Origin of the sequence: Streptobacillus canis, assembly GCF_009733925.1 — a bacterium.
Lineage (GTDB): Bacteria > Fusobacteriota > Fusobacteriia > Fusobacteriales > Leptotrichiaceae > Streptobacillus > Streptobacillus canis.
Map to the genome: position 1 here is coordinate 1 of NZ_WOEI01000027.1, position 21,485 is coordinate 21,485.

General features: G+C 26.7%; 24 protein-coding genes, 1 tRNA gene and 1 pseudogene. 20 read left to right on the forward strand and 6 right to left on the reverse strand.

What is annotated here, in order from left to right; all coding sequences use genetic code 11:
- Positions 1-100: ATP-binding protein (locus tag GM111_RS08270; protein ID WP_231479783.1), on the forward strand; the 100-nt coding region annotated here is incomplete at its 5' end.
- Between the two features lie 138 nt (positions 101-238).
- Here GM111_RS08270 and GM111_RS06820 read toward each other — a convergent pair.
- The 3 genes and pseudogenes from GM111_RS06820 to GM111_RS06830 form a co-directional block, all read right to left on the reverse strand.
- Positions 239-400, reverse strand: a pseudogene (locus GM111_RS06820) (transposase zinc-binding domain-containing protein); the annotation flags it as partial.
- Positions 401-527: 127 nt separating this feature from the next.
- Positions 528-2,282 (reverse strand): NAD nucleotidase, encoded by a 1,755-nt coding sequence (gene nadN, locus GM111_RS06825; RefSeq protein WP_156300366.1) that lies wholly within the window; start codon positions 2,280-2,282, stop codon positions 528-530.
- A gap of 35 nt (positions 2,283-2,317) precedes the next feature.
- Entirely contained in the window at positions 2,318-3,082 is a 765-nt protein-coding gene (locus GM111_RS06830; RefSeq protein ID WP_156300367.1) for a hypothetical protein, read from the reverse strand.
- Between the two features lie 208 nt (positions 3,083-3,290).
- Between GM111_RS06830 and nrdI the strand changes: the two genes are divergently transcribed.
- The 5 genes from nrdI to GM111_RS06855 are packed head-to-tail and all read left to right on the forward strand — an operon-like array spanning position 3,291 to position 8,495.
- Positions 3,291-3,689 carry a class Ib ribonucleoside-diphosphate reductase assembly flavoprotein NrdI gene (gene nrdI / locus GM111_RS06835; protein WP_156300368.1) on the forward strand — a complete coding sequence of 133 codons (399 nt, stop codon included), beginning with the start codon at positions 3,291-3,293 and terminating at the stop codon, positions 3,687-3,689.
- Between the two features lie 3 nt (positions 3,690-3,692).
- Complete coding sequence (gene nrdE, locus GM111_RS06840) at positions 3,693-5,777, forward strand: class 1b ribonucleoside-diphosphate reductase subunit alpha (RefSeq protein ID WP_156300369.1); 2,085 nt, start codon at positions 3,693-3,695, stop codon at positions 5,775-5,777.
- A gap of 15 nt (positions 5,778-5,792) precedes the next feature.
- Entirely contained in the window at positions 5,793-6,794 is a 1,002-nt protein-coding gene (gene nrdF, locus GM111_RS06845) for a class 1b ribonucleoside-diphosphate reductase subunit beta (protein ID WP_156300370.1), read from the forward strand.
- A gap of 10 nt (positions 6,795-6,804) precedes the next feature.
- On the forward strand, positions 6,805-7,959 hold the full coding sequence (locus GM111_RS06850) for an MFS transporter (protein WP_156300371.1): 1,155 nt from the start codon (positions 6,805-6,807) through the stop codon (positions 7,957-7,959).
- 44 nt (positions 7,960-8,003) lie between these two features.
- Positions 8,004-8,495 carry an HIT family protein gene (locus GM111_RS06855; protein ID WP_156300372.1) on the forward strand — a complete coding sequence of 164 codons (492 nt, stop codon included), beginning with the start codon at positions 8,004-8,006 and terminating at the stop codon, positions 8,493-8,495.
- Positions 8,496-8,540: 45 nt separating this feature from the next.
- Here GM111_RS06855 and GM111_RS06860 read toward each other — a convergent pair.
- Positions 8,541-8,616, reverse strand: a tRNA-Lys gene (locus GM111_RS06860).
- 125 nt (positions 8,617-8,741) lie between these two features.
- On the opposite strand from GM111_RS06860, the gene GM111_RS06865 reads away from it, so the two are divergent.
- The 7 genes from GM111_RS06865 to panF are packed head-to-tail and all read left to right on the forward strand — an operon-like array spanning position 8,742 to position 13,911.
- Positions 8,742-9,344, forward strand: coding sequence for a DUF1361 domain-containing protein (locus tag GM111_RS06865; RefSeq protein ID WP_156300373.1), 603 nt, complete (start codon positions 8,742-8,744; stop codon positions 9,342-9,344).
- Between the two features lies 1 nt (position 9,345).
- Entirely contained in the window at positions 9,346-9,786 is a 441-nt protein-coding gene (locus GM111_RS06870; protein ID WP_156300374.1) for a nucleoside 2-deoxyribosyltransferase, read from the forward strand.
- Positions 9,776-10,411, forward strand: coding sequence for a YoaK family protein (locus tag GM111_RS06875; RefSeq protein ID WP_156300375.1), 636 nt, complete (start codon positions 9,776-9,778; stop codon positions 10,409-10,411). Before GM111_RS06870 ends, GM111_RS06875 begins: the two co-directional genes overlap by 11 nt.
- On the forward strand, positions 10,395-11,597 hold the full coding sequence (locus GM111_RS06880; protein ID WP_156300376.1) for a pyridoxal phosphate-dependent aminotransferase: 1,203 nt from the start codon (positions 10,395-10,397) through the stop codon (positions 11,595-11,597). Before GM111_RS06875 ends, GM111_RS06880 begins: the two co-directional genes overlap by 17 nt.
- Positions 11,587-12,222, forward strand: a complete 636-nt coding sequence (locus tag GM111_RS06885) for a tRNA pseudouridine synthase TruA family protein (protein ID WP_156300377.1) — start codon at positions 11,587-11,589, stop codon at positions 12,220-12,222. The genes GM111_RS06880 and GM111_RS06885 overlap by 11 nt, the downstream gene beginning before the upstream one ends.
- Positions 12,219-12,470 carry a YhdT family protein gene (locus GM111_RS06890; RefSeq protein WP_156300378.1) on the forward strand — a complete coding sequence of 84 codons (252 nt, stop codon included), beginning with the start codon at positions 12,219-12,221 and terminating at the stop codon, positions 12,468-12,470. The genes GM111_RS06885 and GM111_RS06890 overlap by 4 nt, the downstream gene beginning before the upstream one ends.
- Positions 12,463-13,911 carry a sodium/pantothenate symporter gene (gene panF, locus GM111_RS06895; RefSeq protein WP_156300379.1) on the forward strand — a complete coding sequence of 483 codons (1,449 nt, stop codon included), beginning with the start codon at positions 12,463-12,465 and terminating at the stop codon, positions 13,909-13,911. Before GM111_RS06890 ends, panF begins: the two co-directional genes overlap by 8 nt.
- A gap of 39 nt (positions 13,912-13,950) precedes the next feature.
- On the opposite strand, the gene GM111_RS06900 is transcribed toward panF, so the two are convergent.
- Both GM111_RS06900 and GM111_RS06905 read right to left on the reverse strand, forming a co-directional pair.
- Positions 13,951-14,865 (reverse strand): pseudouridine-5'-phosphate glycosidase, encoded by a 915-nt coding sequence (locus tag GM111_RS06900; protein WP_156300380.1) that lies wholly within the window; start codon positions 14,863-14,865, stop codon positions 13,951-13,953.
- Between the two features lie 8 nt (positions 14,866-14,873).
- The gene (locus tag GM111_RS06905) at positions 14,874-15,794 is read right to left on the reverse strand and encodes a carbohydrate kinase family protein (protein WP_156300381.1); all 921 of its coding nucleotides are present in this window, start codon (positions 15,792-15,794) and stop codon (positions 14,874-14,876) included.
- Positions 15,795-15,956: 162 nt separating this feature from the next.
- Here GM111_RS06905 and rpiB point away from each other — a divergent pair, with 162 nt between their 5' ends.
- The 7 genes from rpiB to GM111_RS06940 all read left to right on the forward strand — a co-directional run bounded on the left by rpiB (position 15,957) and on the right by GM111_RS06940 (position 21,164).
- Positions 15,957-16,403, forward strand: a complete 447-nt coding sequence (rpiB, locus tag GM111_RS06910; RefSeq protein ID WP_156300382.1) for a ribose 5-phosphate isomerase B — start codon at positions 15,957-15,959, stop codon at positions 16,401-16,403.
- A complete protein-coding gene (locus tag GM111_RS06915; RefSeq protein ID WP_156300383.1) occupies positions 16,403-16,741 on the forward strand; it encodes a histidine triad nucleotide-binding protein in 339 nt (112 codons plus the stop codon). Before rpiB ends, GM111_RS06915 begins: the two co-directional genes overlap by 1 nt.
- Positions 16,741-17,505, forward strand: a complete 765-nt coding sequence (locus GM111_RS06920) for a TrmH family RNA methyltransferase (RefSeq protein WP_156300384.1) — start codon at positions 16,741-16,743, stop codon at positions 17,503-17,505. The genes GM111_RS06915 and GM111_RS06920 overlap by 1 nt, the downstream gene beginning before the upstream one ends.
- A gap of 209 nt (positions 17,506-17,714) precedes the next feature.
- The gene (gene adhP / locus GM111_RS06925; RefSeq protein WP_156300385.1) at positions 17,715-18,758 is read left to right on the forward strand and encodes an alcohol dehydrogenase AdhP; all 1,044 of its coding nucleotides are present in this window, start codon (positions 17,715-17,717) and stop codon (positions 18,756-18,758) included.
- 108 nt (positions 18,759-18,866) lie between these two features.
- Complete coding sequence (locus GM111_RS06930) at positions 18,867-19,568, forward strand: ABC transporter ATP-binding protein (RefSeq protein ID WP_156300386.1); 702 nt, start codon at positions 18,867-18,869, stop codon at positions 19,566-19,568.
- Positions 19,569-19,579: 11 nt separating this feature from the next.
- Positions 19,580-20,635 (forward strand): patatin-like phospholipase family protein, encoded by a 1,056-nt coding sequence (locus GM111_RS06935; protein ID WP_156300387.1) that lies wholly within the window; start codon positions 19,580-19,582, stop codon positions 20,633-20,635.
- A gap of 10 nt (positions 20,636-20,645) precedes the next feature.
- Positions 20,646-21,164 carry a J domain-containing protein gene (locus GM111_RS06940; protein WP_156300388.1) on the forward strand — a complete coding sequence of 173 codons (519 nt, stop codon included), beginning with the start codon at positions 20,646-20,648 and terminating at the stop codon, positions 21,162-21,164.
- Positions 21,165-21,485: the final 321 nt, after the last annotated feature.

Sequence of the window (21,485 nt, forward strand, 5' to 3'; positions counted from 1 at the left end):
TACATTAGCTAATGCGATATTAGATAGGTTATTACACCATTGTAATGTTATTAATATTAATGGTAAATCTTATAGAGTTAGAGATTATTATCAAGAATAAGAACGACATTCTTATTTTGACAAAATATGACATTTTTATATTGACATTGACATTATGGAATTGATATTTGAAAATATTACTAATATCAGCAGCTAATCTAGAAAGAATAGTTTTATCATAAGCAATAAATTTTCTAAATTATTGAGGAATAGTAAAAAGAAGATGTCTATGAAGTATATTAATTAATTGATTAGTGATGGAGTTAGCCCATTTAATAGAGTAATAATAACCACAAGAATTACATAATCTAGATTTACAAGTAAGTTTCATTTTATGTTGAAAGTTACAGATATAACATCTAGATGAATTTGATTTTAGATGTCATGTTTATCACTCCTTTCTGTTAGTTTTGTTTGGTGATTAAATTATATAGAAAAGAAAGAGGTGATTCAAGGGATTTTTTAAAATCCCGAATCACCTTTTTTTATTATTTTGCGTTATGGAATATAACGTTTGATGTTGTATATGATTTAAATCCTGGGTGGTTTTTTATGAATTTAATGAAACTTTCAGCATCAGGTAAGAATGTATCTGTACCTTCAGCAACTGGATCATTAAATAATCTACCAAATGTAGCATATCCATCTTTACCACTAGCTATATAAGCATTAGTTCCAACAGTATACATTTTTTCTGGCATTACCATTTCCCAGTTTCCTGTTTTTTTGTTAAAGATTTCAGCTTTAATTACTCTCTTACCATTTGCATCAGGAGTTTCATTAGCTTCGTATCTAATTCCAGCTCCATAAGGAAATGCTCCTGTTGATTTAGTAATTGCAAAGTTTAATGCATCTTCTAATACTTGTAAAGTATCTTTTCCTGAAATTTTATATGTATATAATGTATTACCAAATGGTAAATAAGTATATGCATCATTGAATGATATTTCTCCAGAAGTAATATCTGCTCTTACTCCCCCTGAATTTTGAATTACATAATCTACATAATTTAATTCGTTTAACATTGTTTCAGCAACAAATCTAGTTGCAATTGAACCTTCAGGATTTGAACCAGGTCTACCAGGGATTCTATTTGCAGATCCTCCAGGCATGTTAGGTCCAGAAATAGAACCTATGATTTGTTTCGCTAATACATCTTTTTCAGCTTTATATTTAGCTAATATTTTAGAAGTATTCTTATCTTCTTTAGCAAATGAGATAGAAGGTATTGCTTTTAAATGAGATAAGATGTGTTCTCTTTCTTTACCTTCAAGTTCAGCCCATTTTCCTTCTTTATTTTTAGCTTGTAATTTATCTGTGTGTAATAAAACGTGAGGAATTTTTCTTGTAATAGATGCTATACCATCTTTAGTGAAATGTACTCCTAAGTCTCCAACTACACCTGAATAAGCCCATGCTTCAACTACGAATACAGGTTCTCCATTAGGATTTTTAAATTCAGTAGGATATTCATGTACGACTGGTAATTTTAATTTTCTTAAATCATCATTACCATATAGATAGTGAGAATCTCCTGTAATAATAATATCTATATCGTTAACTTTTTGAGCTATTTCGAAGTTTTTCTCAGTTCCAGCATGAGATAATAAGATGATTTTATTAACACCTTGAGATTTTAAAACGTTTGCCATAACTTGAGCTGTAGTTACTTCATCATAAAATTTAACGTCTTTACCAGGGCTAGATGAATTTACAGTTTTACTAACTGTGTCTAGACCAATTATTCCAATTTTTTCACCATTTATAACTTTAATAGCATATGGTGCCCATTTGTTAGATAAAATAGAACTTTTATCAGCTATAACGTTTGCTGATAATACAGGAATTTTTAATGGCTCTAATAATTTTAATAATCCTTCATTTCCTGCATCAAATTCATGGTTACCTAAAGTAAAGTAATCAAATTTAGCTTCATTCATTACAGCAGCATCAGCTGATCCACCAAATAAAGTGAAATATAATGTTCCTGTAATTGCATCTCCAGCATGTAAAACTAGTGGATTTTTACGAGTTTTTCTTAATTCTTTAATTTTTTGGTTAACTGCTGAAAATCCTCCAATATTTACTTTAAATTGAGTTCCATCAACTGTAATTCTTTGTTCAGTTGGTTCTAGATAAGAGTGGTGGTCATTAATGTGGATTATACTTAAATCAAGTGCTTTGTGTCCTGCAACACCAAGTGTTGATATAGCTAATAATCCTGCTAATATTTTTTTGTTCATCTATATCCTCCTAAATTATTTTTTTTATATATTCTTTAATATATACCATTAATAAATGACTTGAATATTTTTTCTCTTGTTTCTTGATCTGTAGTATCTAAAAGATATCTTTGTTTATCAAGATAAGAAAAATCATCTATTTCTACACCTTTAAATTCTTTATTTAAAATAGCGGTAGATAATGCAAGTTTTTCTTTTACTTTAGTACTTGCAGAAATTATTAACACTCTAACTTCTGTTAACGAAAATTCTTTTTTTTCAGGGTTATCTTTTTTTATTTCATTTTTTATCATTTCTAAAATATCTTTATCAGTATTTTCTAAAACAAATACTTGATCTTTACTTGCTCTTGTATAGATTCTATCTAAAAATTGTTCAGCATTACCATTAGTGTTGTTAATATACAATTTTGCATCAGAATTTGCATTAAATGCGACCATTATCTTTTGTATTTGTTCGTTGATAAGTTTTTTATCATCTGTTTTAACAGGTTCAAAATAGATATATTTAATTATTTTTGGTACTAAATTTTTTTCGCTTTTAAAAATACGAGTAAATATTTTATCTACATCATTTACCTTATTTTTAAAATCATCAGTTTTACTTTGGTCTATTTTGTACATTAAATCTTTATAATATTTCATATTATTTAATGAATTAATAGAGTGGAAGTATGTATATTTTGTACTTACAATCTCAAAATTTCCTTTATCATTTTTTGATATTTCCTTTGCATTAAAATTATTAATATTTGATAATGCAATTAAAGGTAAAAATGATAATAAAAACATTTTTTTCATTTATATCATCTCCTATAAAGATATCACTTTTAGTATACATTTAAAATGAATAAAATGCAATACAATTTTGGGCTAGTATAAAAATAAAAAAATATTTTTGTTTCTCTATTGCAAAACATTTAGAAAAAGGTTATTATATAAATAACTACATTATAAAGTAATATATCGATTAAAGCAACACAATATCTTGTGTTTTGGAAGGTAATTTATGGACAGAAAAATAACAATATACTATGATAGTTTAACAGGAAATGTTGAGAGATTTATTTGTAAAATAAAGGAAATTGAAGATTTTGATTTTGTAAAAATATCTTCTAAAACTATAGTTGAAAAAGAGGGGCATTTAGTTACTTTTACAACTGGATTTGGAGAGGTATCGAAAAGTACAGACTTTTTTTTATGTAATAATGAAAATTATAAAAAAATTAAAACTGTAACATCTAGTGGTAATATGAATTGGGGTAAAAACTTTGCAAAAGCAGGAGAGTTAATACAAGATAAATTTGGAATAAAATATATTTTTAGGTTTGAACTTTCTGGAACTTTAAATGATGTAAAAGATTATATAAGAATTATAAAGAGATATGAAGAAAAAGGAGAGATTTGATTAATGAAGTGGATTTATTTGAATAATGAGGTAATGGTAAAAGATAGTGAAGGTAAATTACAAATTGAAAAAGATAAAGAAGCAGTTTACTCATATTTTGTTGATTATATTAACAAAAATACAGTATTTTTCCATAATTTAAGAGAAAAAATAGATTATTTAATTGAAAAAGATTACTATATTAATTTCTATGAAATGTATAGTTTTGAAGATATAAGTGAAGTATTTGACTTTGTATATTCAAGAAAATTTAGATTCCAATCATATATGGCAGCATCTAAATTTTATCAAAGTTATGCATTAATGGATGATAGTGGAGAAAAAATACTTGAAAGATATGAAGATAGAATTTCAATAGTTGCTCTTTACTTAGGACAAGGAAATAAAGATAAAGCTTTAAAATATGCAAAAATGTTAATCAATCAAGAATATCAACCTGCGACACCAACTTTCTTAAATGCAGGTAAAAAAAGATCAGGACAATTAGTTTCATGTTTCTTAGATGAAATTGGAGATAATCTATCTGGTATTGGGTATGCGTTTGACTCTGCAATGAAACTATCTTCAATAGGTGGAGGAGTTGCATTTAATTTATCTAAATTAAGAGGAAGAGGAGAAGCTATAAAAGGTGTAGAAGGTAGAGCGAGTGGAGTTCTTCCAATCATAAAAATACTTGAAGATATATTCTCATATGCAAACCAATTAGGACAAAGACCAGGAGCTGGAGCAGTTTATTTAAATGTTTTCCACTCAGATATTTTAGAATTTTTAGATACAAAGAAAATAAATGTTGATGAAAAAATTAGAATTAAGTCACTTTCAATAGGAGTAATAATTCCAGATAAATTTATGGAGCTTGCAAGTGAGGATTTACCATGTTATACATTCTATCCACATACAGTTTATAGAGAATATGGACTTTATTTAGATGATTTAGATATGAATGAATGGTATGATAAACTGGTTGCTAACCCAAGAGTTAAAAAGAAAAAAATAAATGCAAGAGAATTTTTAGTTAAGATTTCACAAACACAAAAAGAAAGTGGATACCCATACTTATTCTTTAAAGACAATGCAAATAGAGAACATGCATTAAAAGAAATTGGAGATGTTAAGTTTACTAACTTATGTACTGAAATTATGCAAGTAACAGAGGTTTCAGATATTAATCATTACTTTGAAGAGGATGTAATTAGACGTGGTATATCATGTAACTTAGGTTCATTAAATATTGCAACTGTTATGGAAAATAAATCTATAGAAGAAGTAGTTAAAAATGCAATAGATTCACTAACTACAGTGTCAGATATTACTAATATTGATATAGTTCCAAGTATTAAAAAAGCTAATGAAGAATTACACTCAGTTGGTCTTGGAGCAATGAACTTACATGGATTTTTAGCTAAAAACTTAATACAATATGAATCTCGTGAAGCATTAGATTTCTGTAATGTATTCTTTATGATGATGAATTATTATTCGTTAGAAAAGAGTATGGAGATAGCTAAAGAAAGAGAAGTTACTTTTGTAGGATTTGAAAAATCAGAATATGCAAATGGAAATTATTTTGAAAAATATATAACAAAAGAATATATGCCTGTAACTGATAAAGTAAAAGCATTATTTGAAGGTATAAAAATTCCTGGAATAGAAGAATGGAAGAATTTAAAAGAGAATGTTATGAAATATGGAGTATATAATGCATATAGAATGGCTATAGCACCTAATCAATCAACTTCATATATTATGAACTCTACAGCATCTGTTATGCCAATCGTAGATAAAGTTGAGGTTAGAGAATATGGAGATTCTACAACATTCTATCCTATGCCATACTTAAATTATGATAATTTCTTCTTCTATAAGTCTGCATATGATATGGATCAAAAAAATATACTTAAATTAATATCTGTAATTCAAAGACACGTGGATCAAGGAATTTCAACAATCCTTTATACTAAGAGTACAGATACAACAAGAGATTTATCAAAATTATATATCTTAGCACATAAATTAGGATTAAAATCTTTATACTATACAAGAACAAGAAAATCTACAATTGAAGAATGTTTAAGTTGTTCAGTTTAATAAGAAGGGATGAAAATGGATAAAAAAATATATAAGGCGGTTAACTGGAATACGCTAGATAATGATTATGTAGAAGTTTTTTGGGAACAAAATTTAAAACAATTTTGGATAGATACGGAATATATTCCATCTAAGGATATAGATTCTTGGCATTCATTATCACCTGCTATGAGGGATGCATATAAAAAAGTGTTAGGTGGTTTAACATTACTTGATACTTTACAATCTCATACAGGTATGCCTAAAATTATTGATCATATAGATTCATTACAATGTAGATCTGTATTATCATATATGTGTATGATGGAAACTATTCATGCTAAATCTTATTCAACTATATTTACTACAGTTGCTTCAACAGAAGAAATAAATGATGTATTCCAATGGGTACAAAATAATCAACATTTACAATTCAAAGCAGCAAAAATAGATAAATATTATCAATGTTTAAATAATCCTGATGCTACACTTAGAGAAATATATATGGCATTAGTTGCATCTGTATTTTTAGAATCATATTTATTCTATAGTGGATTTTTCTTACCTTTATGGTTATCAGGACAAGGACAAATGGTTGCAAGTTCAGATATAATTAAAAAGATTATTGCTGATGAATCTATTCATGGTGTATTCGTTGGTAAACTTGCTCAAGAAATATATGAGGAAATGCCATTTGTTGAAAAAGAAAGTGTTAAAACAGAAATTATGGAATTATTCTATGAATTGTATGAAAATGAACTTAAATTTACAGATGAAATATATTCTGATGTAGAACTTACAGCTGAAGTTAAAGAATATATTAGATATAATGGAAATAGAGCTTTAATGAATTTAGGATTTGAAGAAGAATTTGAAATTAAAGAAGTAAATGCGATAGTTTTGAATGGTTTAAATGTTGAAACAACACAACATGATTTCTTCTCTAAAAAATCTACAAACTATGAAAAAACATTAGAAGTTGTTCACTTAAGTGATGATGACTGGGATGAAGACTTTGATACGGATTTAGATATTTAAGAGGTGGAAAATGACTAAAAAATATACTTTAATGCAGGTATTATATTGGGCAATGTTTTGTTCAGTATATGCATTTGCTAATACATTTTTAAGTTCAAGAGGTTTTAGCTCTACAGCTGTAGGTGCAATTATTGCTCTTTCATCATTTTTTTCTGTTTTAGTTCAACCACTAACGGCAAAAATTATAGAAATGTATGAAAGTGTTACAGTTAGAAATTCACTAGTATTTTCAATGGCAGTTGTAGTTGTTAATGCATTATTAATAAGTTTTATTAATGATAAATTTTTTGTTTCAGTGTTTTTTGTGCTTTTAATTACGGGATTATTGAATGCACAAACTTATATGTATACTTTTATATTTCAATATATTAATCAAGGTGAAAATGTTAATTTTGGAATTGCAAGAGGTATGGGTTCAGCTGCATTTGCAATTGCATCGTATTTTTATGGAATTATAGGTTCTAAAGTTGGATTTGAATTTATTCCAATTTGGGCAATGGCTTTATCATTACTTGTAATATTTGTAATTTTAAGCTTTAAAGAAATTAAAGAAGTATCAGTAAATAAAAAATTAGAAGTTAAAACTAATTTTATTGAATTTTACCATAAATATAAAAAATTCTGTTATGTACTTTTAGGTATGGTCTTTGTGTTCTTCACACATAATATATTAAATACATTTATGAAAAACATATTAGAAAATTTAGAAAGAGGAGCACAGGAAGTAGGAATTGGATTTATGATTGCTGCAGTTGTTGAATTACCAGCAATGTTTTATATAGTAAAACTAAATGAAAAATTTGGTTACGCAAAATTATTAAAAGTATCTGCGATAGCGTTTTTAGTAAAAATATTTATTACATATATTGCTGTACTAACTGGTAATGTAATGTTATTCTATATAGCCCAAATTACACAATTTGCAGGTTATGCAATCTATGTTCCTGTAGCAGTTTACTATACAAATGATATTATGGAAGAGAAAGACAGGGTAAAAGGACAAGCATATATGGCTGTTTCTGGAACTATAGGATCAATTATAGGAAATTTATTAGGTGGAAGAATAATTGAAGCCTATTCATTAAATACAATGCTATTTATCTCATTAATTATATCAATAATTGGTACAGTAGTAGTTATATTAAATTTAGAAGATAGAAGATAAAGGAACATGTATCGTTTGATACATGTTTTTTTAAAGGGAGATTTATGAAAATTTTTTATAAAGAAAAAGAAATTACAATGTTAGATGAAAAAACTCAAAAGGAATTAGAAAATATGATTCATAATAATTATGATAATTTATATAGTCCTACATGTATTTTTTGTAATGAAATAAAAGATGAGGATGTATTTTATGAGACAGAAAATTTTAAGTGTGTATGGAATATTTTTCCTATACAAGAAGGGCATATTTTAGTTTTAAGTAAAAAACATTTTATGAATATATTAGAATTAGACCAAGAAGTCTTGGTTGAAATGATAAATTTACAAAAAAAGCTGACATACATCTTAGAAGAAAATAAAGAAGTGTTAGGAGTAACTGTATCATATAATAATGGGAAAATAATGCATCCTGGCACACATTTTCATTTTCATGTAGTTCCAAGATACTTAGCTGATGGTTTTTGGGATAAAATAGATGTGGAAAGAGTAAAATTTGATAAATTAGAGTTTGAGAATAGGATAAAAAAATTGTAAAAAAAAGCTAGTTGTTACTAGCATCTACGTTTTGAAAATATATAATGGTGAGCCAGCAGGGGGTCGAACCCTGGACACACGGATTAAGAGTCCGTTGCTCTGCCAACTGAGCTACTGGCTCATTACATAAAGAGTATACAACACTTTTTATCAAAAATCAATAGAAAAAAAAGCTAAAATATGCTAAAATATTTAAATAATAAAAAAGCATACACTATGTGTATGTGTTGTTTTTAAGGAGTAGGAGTGAATAAAAAATTTATAAAATATAGTTTAATTACTTTAGGATTTGCTGTGTTTTCAAATTTAGTTTATCCTAAATACTATTTTTTAACTTGGAATTTATTTTTAGCCTATGTACCATTTTTTATTAGTAATATAAAGAAGAAAAATATATTTGTTGATTCAATATTATCTTTTATTGCATTAATATTTTATCCTAATGCAGTTTATTTATTTACAGATTTAATACATATTAGTAATCTTAAGTTCTATAAAAAAGGGGCTGAAGTAATATATATTATGAAGTATTTAAATTGGCTAAAAGTATCACTTATTTTTATTGCTGTAATAATTGCAATGAAATTAAGTTATTTAGCGATAAATAATTATGTAATAAAATATAAAATGAATAAAAGTACTAAATATATTTTTTACACAATTGTTTCATTTTTAACAGGTCTTGCAGTATTTGTAGGAAGATTTATTAGGTTAAATTCTTGGGATTTATTTATAAATCCAACTAAGACATTTAACATATTTATAGAACAAATAAATTCAGAAAATATAAAGTATATATTCTTATATGCATTTATTCAATTTTTTGTAATAATTTTAGAGGAGGAATAGAATGAAAGTTTATTTAGCAGGTTCATTATTTAATGAAGGAGAAGTTGCACAAAGATTAAAAGAAGGTAAAATTTTAAGAGAAAATTTTCCAAACATAGATTTATTTAATCCAATTGAACAACCATTTAATGAAGATAAACAAACATTACCAACACCAATAGATATTTATGATGGTGATGCAAATGCAGTAATAAATTCAGATATAGTAATATTAGATATGACTAATGAAGATCCAGGTGTGATGGTAGAGTTAGGTCTTGCTATAGCACATAATAAAAAAATTATAGCAATAAATTCAGATATAAGATTAAAATCAGCAAATAAATACGACATTCCAAGTTATGCAATGAATCATTTTGTACTTGGTGGAATATTAAAATACGGTGTATTGGTATATTCATTCCAAGAAGCGGTAGAAGAGCTAAGAAAATATGAAAAATAGTTCAGTTATAAGCAAAAAAAGAGTTGCTTTTCTACTAACAATAGTAGGTGGATTTTTAGAAATATATTCATATCTATTGTTAGGTAATGTTTTTGCAACTACAATAACAGGAAACTTAATTTTGATGGCATTTAATCTAAAAAGATTAAATTTTGATAATGTTTTAAAATATATAGTTCCGATAATATTTTTTTGTTTAGGAGTATACGTATCTGAAAAAATTAAATCAAAAGTTTCAGAAAATTTTGGAAAAGTAGTATTATTTTTAGAGATAATAATATTAATTTGTATACCTTTTATCGGTATACAATTAATTTCGGTATCGTTAATAGCATTTATTTCAGCGATACAAATACAAACATTTAGAAAAGTATCAGAAAATGTATATATGTCAACTATGTGTACTGGTAATACTAGATCGCTTATAGAAGCTGTTGCTAATGGTAGAAAACAAGATGTAAAAAACTATTTTGTTGTAATCATTGGCTTTTTAAGTGGAGTATTATTAGGTGATGTTAGCATATTATTTTTTGATAAGTTTTCAATATATATTTGTGTATTAATTTTAGTAGGTTTATTAATATACATAATGAAGAAAGAAGGAAAGAATGAAGTTATCAGATAAAGTATTAGGAATGCAATATTCACCAATAAGGAAATTAGTTCCTTTTGCTGATAAAGCAAAAAAAGAAGGTGTAAGAATTTTTGAATTTCATATTGGACAACCTGATGTTAAAACACCTGATTCTTTTTTTAATGGAGTTACAAAATATCAAGAAAAAATAATTAAATATACAAATTCACAAGGACTTGAAGAATTACTTGATGCATTTGTTGAATATTATTCAAGATATAATCTTAAAATTGAAAAATCAGAAATGTTAATAACAAATGGAGGTAGTGAAGCTTTGCAATTTGCTATAAATACAATTTGTAATAAAGATGATGAAATATTGGTTCCAGAACCATATTATTCAAATTATGATTCTTTTTTAAGAATTGCAGATGCAAAACTTGTACCTATAGTAACAAAAATTGAAGAAGGTTATAGATTACCTAAATATGAAGAAATAAAAAAATTAATAACACCAAGAACTAAAGCTATTTTATTTTCAAATCCATCTAATCCAACAGGAGTTGTATTAAATGAAAGAGAAATAGAAGATATAAAGAAATTAGCAATAGAGTTTAATTTATTTATTATTTCAGATGAAGTTTATAGACAATTTATATATGATAGTGAAACAAAATTTAGATCATTTTTAAGTTTTGAAGAAGTAGAAGATAGAGTTATAATGATAGATAGTATTTCAAAACACTATAGTGCTTGTGGAGCAAGAATAGGAGTATTTGCATCTAAAAATAAAGAAATCATTGCTCAAGCTTTAAAATTATGTCAAGCAAGGCTATCTGTTTCTACGATAGAACAATATGCGAGTGCTAATCTTGTTAGAGGGATAGATGTATATATTGATGATGTAAGAGTAGAATATAAGAAAAGAAGAGACTTAATGTATGAAAAATTAAGTTCTATCGAAGGTGTTAAAGCTAATAAACCAGATGCAGCATTCTATATTTTTGCGTCATTACCTGTAGAAGATACGGAAGAATTTACAAAATGGTTACTTCTTGATTTCAGACATGAAGGAAAAACATTAATGTTTGCTTCAGGAAGTGGATTCTATGCTAAAGAACATAGAGATTTAGGAAAAAATGAAGTGAGATTTTCTTATTGTGGAAATACTTTAAGAGAAATTGAAGAAGGAATCAATTTACTAGCGATTGCACTTAAGGAATATAATGGAAAATAGAAAAACTGGTTATTTACTTGAAATTTCATATAAAGGGAAAAAATTTGATTGTTTTGATGAAATGAAGGATAAAAAAACTGTTAAAGGTGTTCTGAAAGATTATTTATTATCTAAAGGGATAAAAATAATAAAAGGATTACAACAAGCAGGTAGAACAGATGCTAGAGTTTCTGCTTATTCAAATTATATTTACTTTATGGCTGAAGAATTTAATGTAGACTGCATAGATATAGAAGTAGATATTGAAGGATTAAAAATAAAAAGCATATTAAAAACTAAAAACAATTTAGTATTACCAGAATTAGTTAAGAGAAGAATATATATTTATTATTACCCTAAAAAATTTTTAAATATTGATGAAGAGATTATATTAAAAAGGTGTGAAGAGGTTAGTGGTTATAAGGATTTTTCTGAGTTTACAAATCATAAGGGTTTAAAACTTAAAAATCATTTTAGAGATGTACAAGTAACTTATAATGATGAAAAATTATATTTTGATGGAGATTCTTTTATGCCACAACAAGTTAGAAGGATGAGTGGATACATTTTAAAAGGGAAGAAAGAGCCTATGGATCCTAAGTTTTTAATCTTGGATAAAATTATATTTGAAGGTGATGTATTTTGAAAAAACAAATTGACAAAGAAGCGTTAATTACAACTTTAATTTATTTTTTATATTTTGTATGGTGGTACTATTTTGCATATATTTATCCACCAAAAAATGTTGAAGAATATAAGTATATTTTAGGATTGCCAGAATGGTTTTTCTATTCATGTATAGTTGGATTTGTTTGGGTAAATATTGCAGTTTTTGCTGTAACTAAATTATTCTTTAAAGACGTCGATTTAGAGACAGGTGATATTAATGAATAAAATTGAATTACTAATACCTGTAGTTCTTTATCTAATTATAACTATTTCTATTGCCTATTATGTTAGTAGAAGAGAGAATAAAGATAATTTTACAGAGTCATATTTTATCGGTAATAGAAGTATGGGAGCATTTGTTTTAGCAATGACTGTAGTTTCAACATATATTGGAGCTTCATCATTTCTAGGAGGACCATCTATAGCATACAAATTAGGATTAGGATGGGTTTTACTAGCATGTATTCAAATCCCATTAATATTCTTTACATTAGGTGTACTTGGTAAGAAAATTGCTATAATTTCAAGAAAAATTAAAGCAGTAACTTTGATAGATATATTGAGAAAAAGATACAATAATGAAGTACTAATTATATTACTTTCAGTTTTAATGTTAGTCTTTTTATTTGCTTCAATAATTGCTCAATTTATTGGTGGAGCACGTTTAATTGAAAGTATAATAGATATAGATTATAAAATCGCATTAACAATATTTGTATTTACAGTAATATTTTATACTACTATTGGTGGGTTTAAAGCAGTTACAATTACAGATGCTATACAAGGCTTAATAATGATGGTATCGACATTAATATTATTTATAGTAATTGTAAAAAAAGTTGGGTCGATGTCAGAGATTACAGCTACGATAAAAAATTTAGATCCTAATTTATTAACTCCAGATGCTGGTGGAGCTATATCAAGACCATATATATTATCTTTCTGGATTTTAGTAGGTATTGGTATTTTAGGTTTACCGGCTACTACAGTTAGAAGTATGGGATATAAAAATTCAAAAGCTTTACATAATGGTATGATAATTGGAACATTTGTAGTAGGTTTTTTATTAATAGGTATGCATTTAGTTGGATTTATGGGAAGAGCAATAGAGCCGAACATAGATGTAAGTGATAAACTTATACCAATATTAGCATTGAAAAATTTACATCCTATTGTTGCAGGAGTATTTATTGGTGGGCCACTTGCGGCAATCATGTCTACTGTAGATTCTTTATTAATATTAATATCATCATCTATAGTTAAAGATTTATACTTAAATTATGTAGATAAAAATGCAAATGATAAGAAGTTAAAGAAAATATCATTAATAATTACTATAGGTATAGGACTTATTACATATGTGTTATCAATTAACCCACCTAGTTTAATAGTATGGGTTAACTTATTTGCACTTGCAGGGCAAGAAGTATTATTTTTTGTTCCTGTATTTATGGGGTTATATTGGAGAAGAGGTAATGATATGGGAGCAATTGCATCAGTGATTGTTGGATTTATAGTATTTATATTACTTGAAAACTTTAAAATTTCAATATTTGGGTTAATGAATATTGTACCATCATTAACATGTGCATTAATTGCTTATGTTGTTGTTTCATTACTTACAAAAGAAACAGATAAAGAAATATTAGATTTATTTTTTGATTAATAAATAAAGGCGTGATACATTCACGCCTTTTATATTTAACTATAAATTAACAAACTCTTTTGCGATTTGAGATGCAAGTCTTACATTGTTGTATACTAATTGTATATTAGCATCTAATGACTTACCTGCTGTAATTTTCTTGACTTTATCAAGTAAGAATGGAGTAGAATCTTTTCCTTTAATACCTAATTTTTCAGCTTCTTCTAAAGCTTCATTTATTGCATTAGTAATAGTATCAAAGTCCATAGCATATTGTTCTGGAATTGGGTTAGCAATTACAACACCACCATTTAATCCTAAATCCCATTTAGTTTTTAAAATTCCTGCAAATTCTGATGGAGTTTCAATTGCATAATCTAAATTATATCCACTTTTAATTGTATAAAATGCAGGTAATTCTTTAGTTTTATATCCTAGAACAGGTACACCTTTAGTTTCTAAGTATTCTAATGTTAATGGTAAATCTAATATTGATTTAGCCCCTGCACAGATAACTGCAACATTTGTTTGAGCTAATTCTTCAAGATCGGCAGATATATCCATAGTAACTTCAGCATTTCTATGAACTCCTCCAATACCACCCGTTGCAAATATTTTAACACCAGCTAATGCAGCTATTATCATTGTAGTTGCAACAGTTGTAGCACCATTTAAACCATTACTTACAACATAAGCTAAGTCACGTCTACTTACTTTTGGAACATTTAATCCTTCTTTTCCTAAAAAGTTAATTTCATCTTCAGTTAAACCAACTTTTAATTTTCCGTTTATAATACCAATAGTTGCAGGGACAACACCATTTTCTCTAGCAATTTTTTCAACTTCTAATGCAACTTCAACGTTTTGTGGGTAAGGCATTCCGTGAGAGATAATTGTTGATTCTAATGCAACAACAGGTTTATTATTTTCTAAAGCTTCTTTAACGATTGGGTTAATTTCTAAATATTGTTTCATATTTCCTCCTATAATTCTATATTAAAATATTGTTTTAAAGTATCATTTAATAATTCTTTTGTTAAACCTTGATAACAAGTACCAATGTTAGTAACATTAATAATTGACATAGACATTGCGATTTTTGCTGTTTTTTCTATATCAAAATTATTTGCAACTGAATATGCAATACCAGCTGTAAAAGCATCTCCTGCTCCTGTAATATCAACAGCTTTAATCTTAGGATTATGTATTAGACCACTTTGTCTATCATTCATAAAATATACACCATCTTTTCCAAGAGTAATATAAACATTCTTAATTCCTTGGTCTAATAATTTTTGAGCAGCCTTTTGCATACTTATTTCATCTACAATTTCAATTCCTGTTAAAAATTCAGCTTCTATTCTATTAGGCTTAATAGAATGAATTTTATTAAGGACATTTTTTATTTTTTTTGCTTTAGTTGTAGAAACTAAATCAACAATAAGTTTTTGATCTAAACTTGATAGATATTCAATTACATCTTGACGTAAATTAGTGTCTAATACAAGCACATCTGAATCTTTTACAATCTCTTCTTTATTTTTTAAATAAGGGATATCAAGTTTTTCTAAAATTGACATACTTGAGATAGCAACTATCATCTCATTTTCATCATTTAATACTGATAAATATGTTGATAAAGATTCTCCTTTAATAATTAAGCAGTTTGACATATCAACATTTTTTTTATTCATGTATTCTAATAGTGAAACAGAAAATTCATCATCACCTATAGGTGCAATAAATTTTGTTTTAGCATTTAAATGAGAAAGATTTTCTGTAATATTTCTTCCGACACCACCAAATCCTTTTTCAATTTTACCAGGATTTGAATCATTAAGAATAATTGCGTTATCAGAGAAACCTTGTATATCTATGTTAGCTCCACCTATAATACAAATCATATTCCACCTCTTTTATATATATATTTAAAGTCTAACATACTAAGGTATATTAGTCAATCAAAAAAAAAGTTCATAAAAATGAATAAAAAGACACATACTCCTTTAAAAAAATATGTATATATGATAGAATTAAATTATCTAAGTAAATGAAAGGTGATGAAGATGAAAATTGTAATAGGAAATGACCACGCAGGTGTGGAGTATAAAAATCAATTAGTAGATTATTTAGTTTCAAAAGGAATAGAAGTTATTAATGTGGGAACAGATAGTGCAGATTCTGTAGATTATCCAGATATAGCAAAAGAAGTTTCTAAAAGAGTATTAGATAAAACAGCAAATTTTGGAATATTAATATGTGGTACAGGAATTGGAATTTCTATAGCTGCCAATAAAGTACCAGGAATAAGAGCAGCTTTAGTAACTAATGAATTATGTGCGAGATTATCAAGACAGCATAACGATGCAAATATATTAGCTCTAGGTGCAAGAGTTACTGGAATAGAATTAGCAAAATCATGTGTAGATGCATTTTTAACTGCTGAATTTGAAGGTGGAAGACATAGTAATAGAGTAGGTAAAATTGAATGTAGTTGTGGAGTGATTGAATAATGTCAACAATTTTTAAGAAAATAATAGATAAAGAGATTCCGGCTAAAATAGTATATGAAGATGATGAATTTTTAGCATTTGAAGATATTGCTCCAGCTGCAAAAATACATGTGTTAGTAATACCTAAAAAAGAAATTAGAAATTTAGATTCAGCAACTGAAGAAGATATAATGTTACTAGGAAAATTACAATTAATAATAGCAAAAATTGCTAGAATGTTAGGTGTAAATGAAACTGGATATAGAGTAGTTACAAATATAAATGAAGATGCTGGTCAAACAGTATTCCATATACATTATCATATTCTAGCAGGCGAAAAGTTAGGAGTTATGGCTTAATGAAAGATGTAATAGTTAGTACAGATAATAGATATTACAAATTGATAAAGAAATTAAATGAAAAAAAATATAGAGATGAAGCGGGTGTGTTTTTAGCTGAAGGAGAAAAATTTCTTGAAGAAAAGAATAATTTTTCTAAAGTAATAGTTAAAGAATCAAAATATATGTATTATGAAGAAAAATATAATATTTCCAAACATGAAAATTTAACAGTACTTTCTGATAAATTATATGATAGTATAAGCACCCAAGCAAATAGTCAAGGTATATTATTTATTTATTCTAAACATTCATCAAATTTATCTGAATTATCTGGAGATGTAATAATACTTGATGCTATACAAGATCCTGGAAATATAGGGACTATAATAAGAACCATGGTTGCTACAAACTATAAAACATTATTGTTAACAAAATCATCAGTAGATGTATATTCTCCAAAAGTTGTAAGAGCAACAATGGGCGGAATTTTCAATGTAAATATTATTTATGAAGAAAAAGAGAATATTATTAAATTTTTAAAAGATAATAATTATAATATTATTTCAACTGCACTTAGTGAAGAAAGTGTGGATTATAGAAAAGTAATTCTAAAAAAGGGTAAGAATGCATATGTATTTGGAAATGAAGGTGGAGGAGTTTCAGATGAATTTTTAGAAGTTTCTGATCAAAAAGCTATCATACCAATCTATGGACAAATTGAATCATTAAATGTCTCAATTGCATTAGGTGTTTATCTATATAAGATGAGAGAAATGGATTAACACTGAATAAAAAAACATAATTTAGTTAAATAAGGAATAAACTTTAAAACACAAGTATTTACTTGTGTTTTTTTATATATTTTTCTTTGTAGAAGTATATGGTTAAATAACGTAGACTGAATTTTATATTTTGCTATTTGCTTATTCAGTGTTAATGTGTTATATTAATAGTGAAATTATTATTTTAATATTGAAAGGATGATTTGAGCATGAGAGCAGTAGTAGTTAACAAAGAATCAACTGGTGTTGAAGTTGTTGAAAAAGAATTAAGACCATTAAAAGCTGGAGAAGCTTTAGTAGATGTTGAATATTGTGGTGTTTGTCACACTGACTTACACGTTGCACACGGAGACTTTGGAAAAGTATCAGGAAGAGTATTAGGACACGAAGGAATAGGAATAGTAAGAGAAGTTGCTGAAGGTGTTACTTCATTAGTTCCTGGAGATAGAGTATCTATCGCATGGTTCTTCGAAGGATGCGGAAGATGTGAATATTGTGTAACTGGAAATGAAACTTTATGTCAATCAGTTAAAAATGCAGGATATTCTGCAGACGGTGGTATGGCTGAAGAATGTATAGTTACAGCTGATTATGCTGTTAAAGTTCCTGAAGGATTAGATCCAGCTCAAGCAAGTTCAATTACATGTGCAGGGGTTACTACATATAAAGCAATTAAAGTAGGAAGACCTCAACCTGGACAATGGGTAGTAATATGGGGAGCAGGAGGACTTGGAAACTTAGCAGTTCAATACGCTAAAAAAGTATTTAATACTCGTGTAATCGCAGTAGATATTAATGATGATAAATTAGCTTTAGCAAAAGAAGTTGGAGCTGACTATGTAATTAATGGATTAAAAGAAGATCCAGTTAAGAAAATTATGGAATTAACTCAACTTGGAGCACACATTTCAGTTGTTACAGCTGTATCTAAAGTTGCGTTCAACCAAGCTATAGATTCTGCAAGACCAGCAGGAAGAGTAGTTGCAGTAGGATTACCTTCTGAAACTATGGACGTTTCAATTGTTGCAACAGTATTAAAAGGAATTGAAATAATTGGTTCATTAGTTGGAACAAGAGAAGATCTTAAAGAAGCATTTGAATTTGGAGCAATGGGATTAGTAGTACCAGTAGTTCAAACTAGACCAATCGATGATGCAGTTGCTATCTTCGACGAAATGGAAAAAGGAACTATCCAAGGACGTATGGTTATCGATTTCAGAAAACATAAATGTGGATGTGGATGCCACCATTAAGAATAATAAAAAAGGCTAGTTTTATCTAGCCTTTTTTTTGTCTTAGATTCCTTTATTTTTTAACTAAATAATGTTATAATTAGTTATATTTTCTGAAAGGAGAACTGTATGAGTTATATTAAAATTGAAAATTTAAAAAAAAGATATATAATTGGAGAAAATGAGATTATTGCAAACAATGATATAAACTTTGAAGTTAATAAAGGTGAATTAGTGGTAATACTTGGTTCTTCAGGTGCAGGTAAATCTACTTTACTTAATATTTTAGGTGGAATGGATGTTGCAGATTCAGGGAATATATTTATTGATAATAAAAATATTGCAAAATTTTCTAGAGAAGAATTAACTAAATACAGACGTTTTGATGTTGGATTTATATTTCAATTCTATAATTTATTACCTAATTTAACAGCAAAAGAAAATATAGAATTAGCTTCAGAACTTGTTAAAGAGAATGTAGATGTAAAAGAAATATTAAAAGATGTTGGTCTAGAACATAGAATGGATAATTTCCCTTCACAATTATCAGGAGGGGAGCAACAAAGAGTTTCAATTGCAAGAGCAATAGCTAAAAGACCTAAAATTCTATTATGTGATGAACCAACAGGTGCGTTAGATTTTAATACTGGAAAACAAGTTTTAACATTACTTTCTGAATTAAGTTCAAATAAGAATGTTACAGTTATTATAGTTACTCATAATTCAGAAATTGCTAAAATTGCGGATAAAGTAATACATATGCAAGATGCAAAAGTAAAAGAAATAATAATAAATGAAACTAAAATGGATGTTTCAGAGATAAAATGGTAAAGGTGAAATAAATGAGAATATTAAGTTTAGATGGTGGAGGATTAAAAGGTTTTTATACAATAATGATGTTAGATAAAATTCAAAAAGATTTTAATATAAAATTTTATGAATACTTTGATATTATTATTGGTACAAGTACGGGCTCTATAATTGCTACTTTATTAGCTTTAGGTTATGATCCTTCTGAAATATTAGTGATATATCATGATTGTTATAAAGAAATATTTAAAAAAAGAAAAAATAGAAAAAAAGGGTTATTTGGAGCACTTTATGAAAATCGTAGACTTGAAAAAGTTGTTTCAAAATATTTAAATAATATGACATATACTGATTTAAAAATAAAGTTAATAATACCTAGTGTTAATTTAACTGAATCAAAAATAAATATTGTAAAAAGTTATGAAGAATTAGAAAAAGAGGATAATAAACGTTTTCCATTAAAAGATGCGATAATTTCTTCTTCAACTGCTCCAGGATTTTTTTCACCACATATTTTTGGGAATAAGATGTATGTTGATGGCTCTATTTTTTCAAATAATCCGGCTTTAATAGGGTTAGCAGAAGCTTTTGAATTAGGAATAGAAAATTTAGATGATATTAAGATATTATCTGTTGGTACGGGTACAGAAGATATTAAATTTGAAGAATCAGATGTATCAAATGAAAATATTAAGAATATGTTTAAAATAAATTCTTTTTTAGATAACATGATAATGAAGGTACTTAATGTGGATGAAAAAGATTTTGGACTTGTATCTATGGCATTTCCATTATTAAAAACAACTATGAAAACTTCAATTGAAAATACCGATTATATTCTATCAAAAATATTAAAAGGTAAAAATTATGTTAGAATTAATGATATATCAAAAGAATTAAGAATAGATGAAATTCCAACAGAATTATTAGATAATTTAGATGAATTTTACGTTAAAAATCATATTGATAAATTAAAAGAATTCTTTATTGAAGAATTACCTGAAATAGTTAAAGTAGAGAATAAGAGTTGGTTTAAAAGAAAATTATATAGTTTATCTGAAAAAATTAAAGAATTTGCAATGAAATGAGAGGGATGAAATGAGAAATATATTAGCAATTTTATTTGGATTGCTTGCAATGGCATTTTTGTCAAAAAACAATAATTCAGGACTGCCTGGTCTACTAATTAGATTTATGATAGTTGTGCTTTCAATTGTATTCTTTGTACCATTATTAATAATAATTGTATCAATTATTGCAATTGGATATATTATTATGAGATTAACTGGAGCAAAAATTAATACTACAACTTATACAAATGAAGATTTTTATAATTATTATAATAGTCAAAATAGAGATTATAGTGGATATAATCAATATAATCAATATACTCAAACATATACTTCTTCACAAGATGAGTATAAAAAAGCTTGTGAATACCTTGGCGTAAATCCAAGTGATTCTTTTGATATTAAGAAAAAAGCAAGAAATACAATACTTAAAAAAAATCATCCAGATTTTTTCCAAGATGAAAAAGAAAAAGAAAGAGCTACAGAAATTACAAATAAAATAAATAATGCGTGGGATATTATTGAAAGATATGAGGGAGTTAAATAGTAATAAAATTAAGATTATTCAAAAAAAGACAGAAGAAATTCAGTCTTTTATATTATATAATTATATTTTTGAATTAAATTTTTGTATGGGCATAAAAGGTAAATTAAAATAAAAAGGGGCTGTTGAAAAGTCCTAATTAATGAAAAGAGATAAAAAATATATGAAAATTCATATAAATTTTATCTCTTTTTTTTATTCTATAGGAAATTAGAATTCTAATAAGATGTATATAATTTTATTGATTAATGTAAAAAGAAGTTACAGTTTATAAAAAATAAAATTAATAAGTAAATTTGAGTAATACAAAAATACCTATTTAAA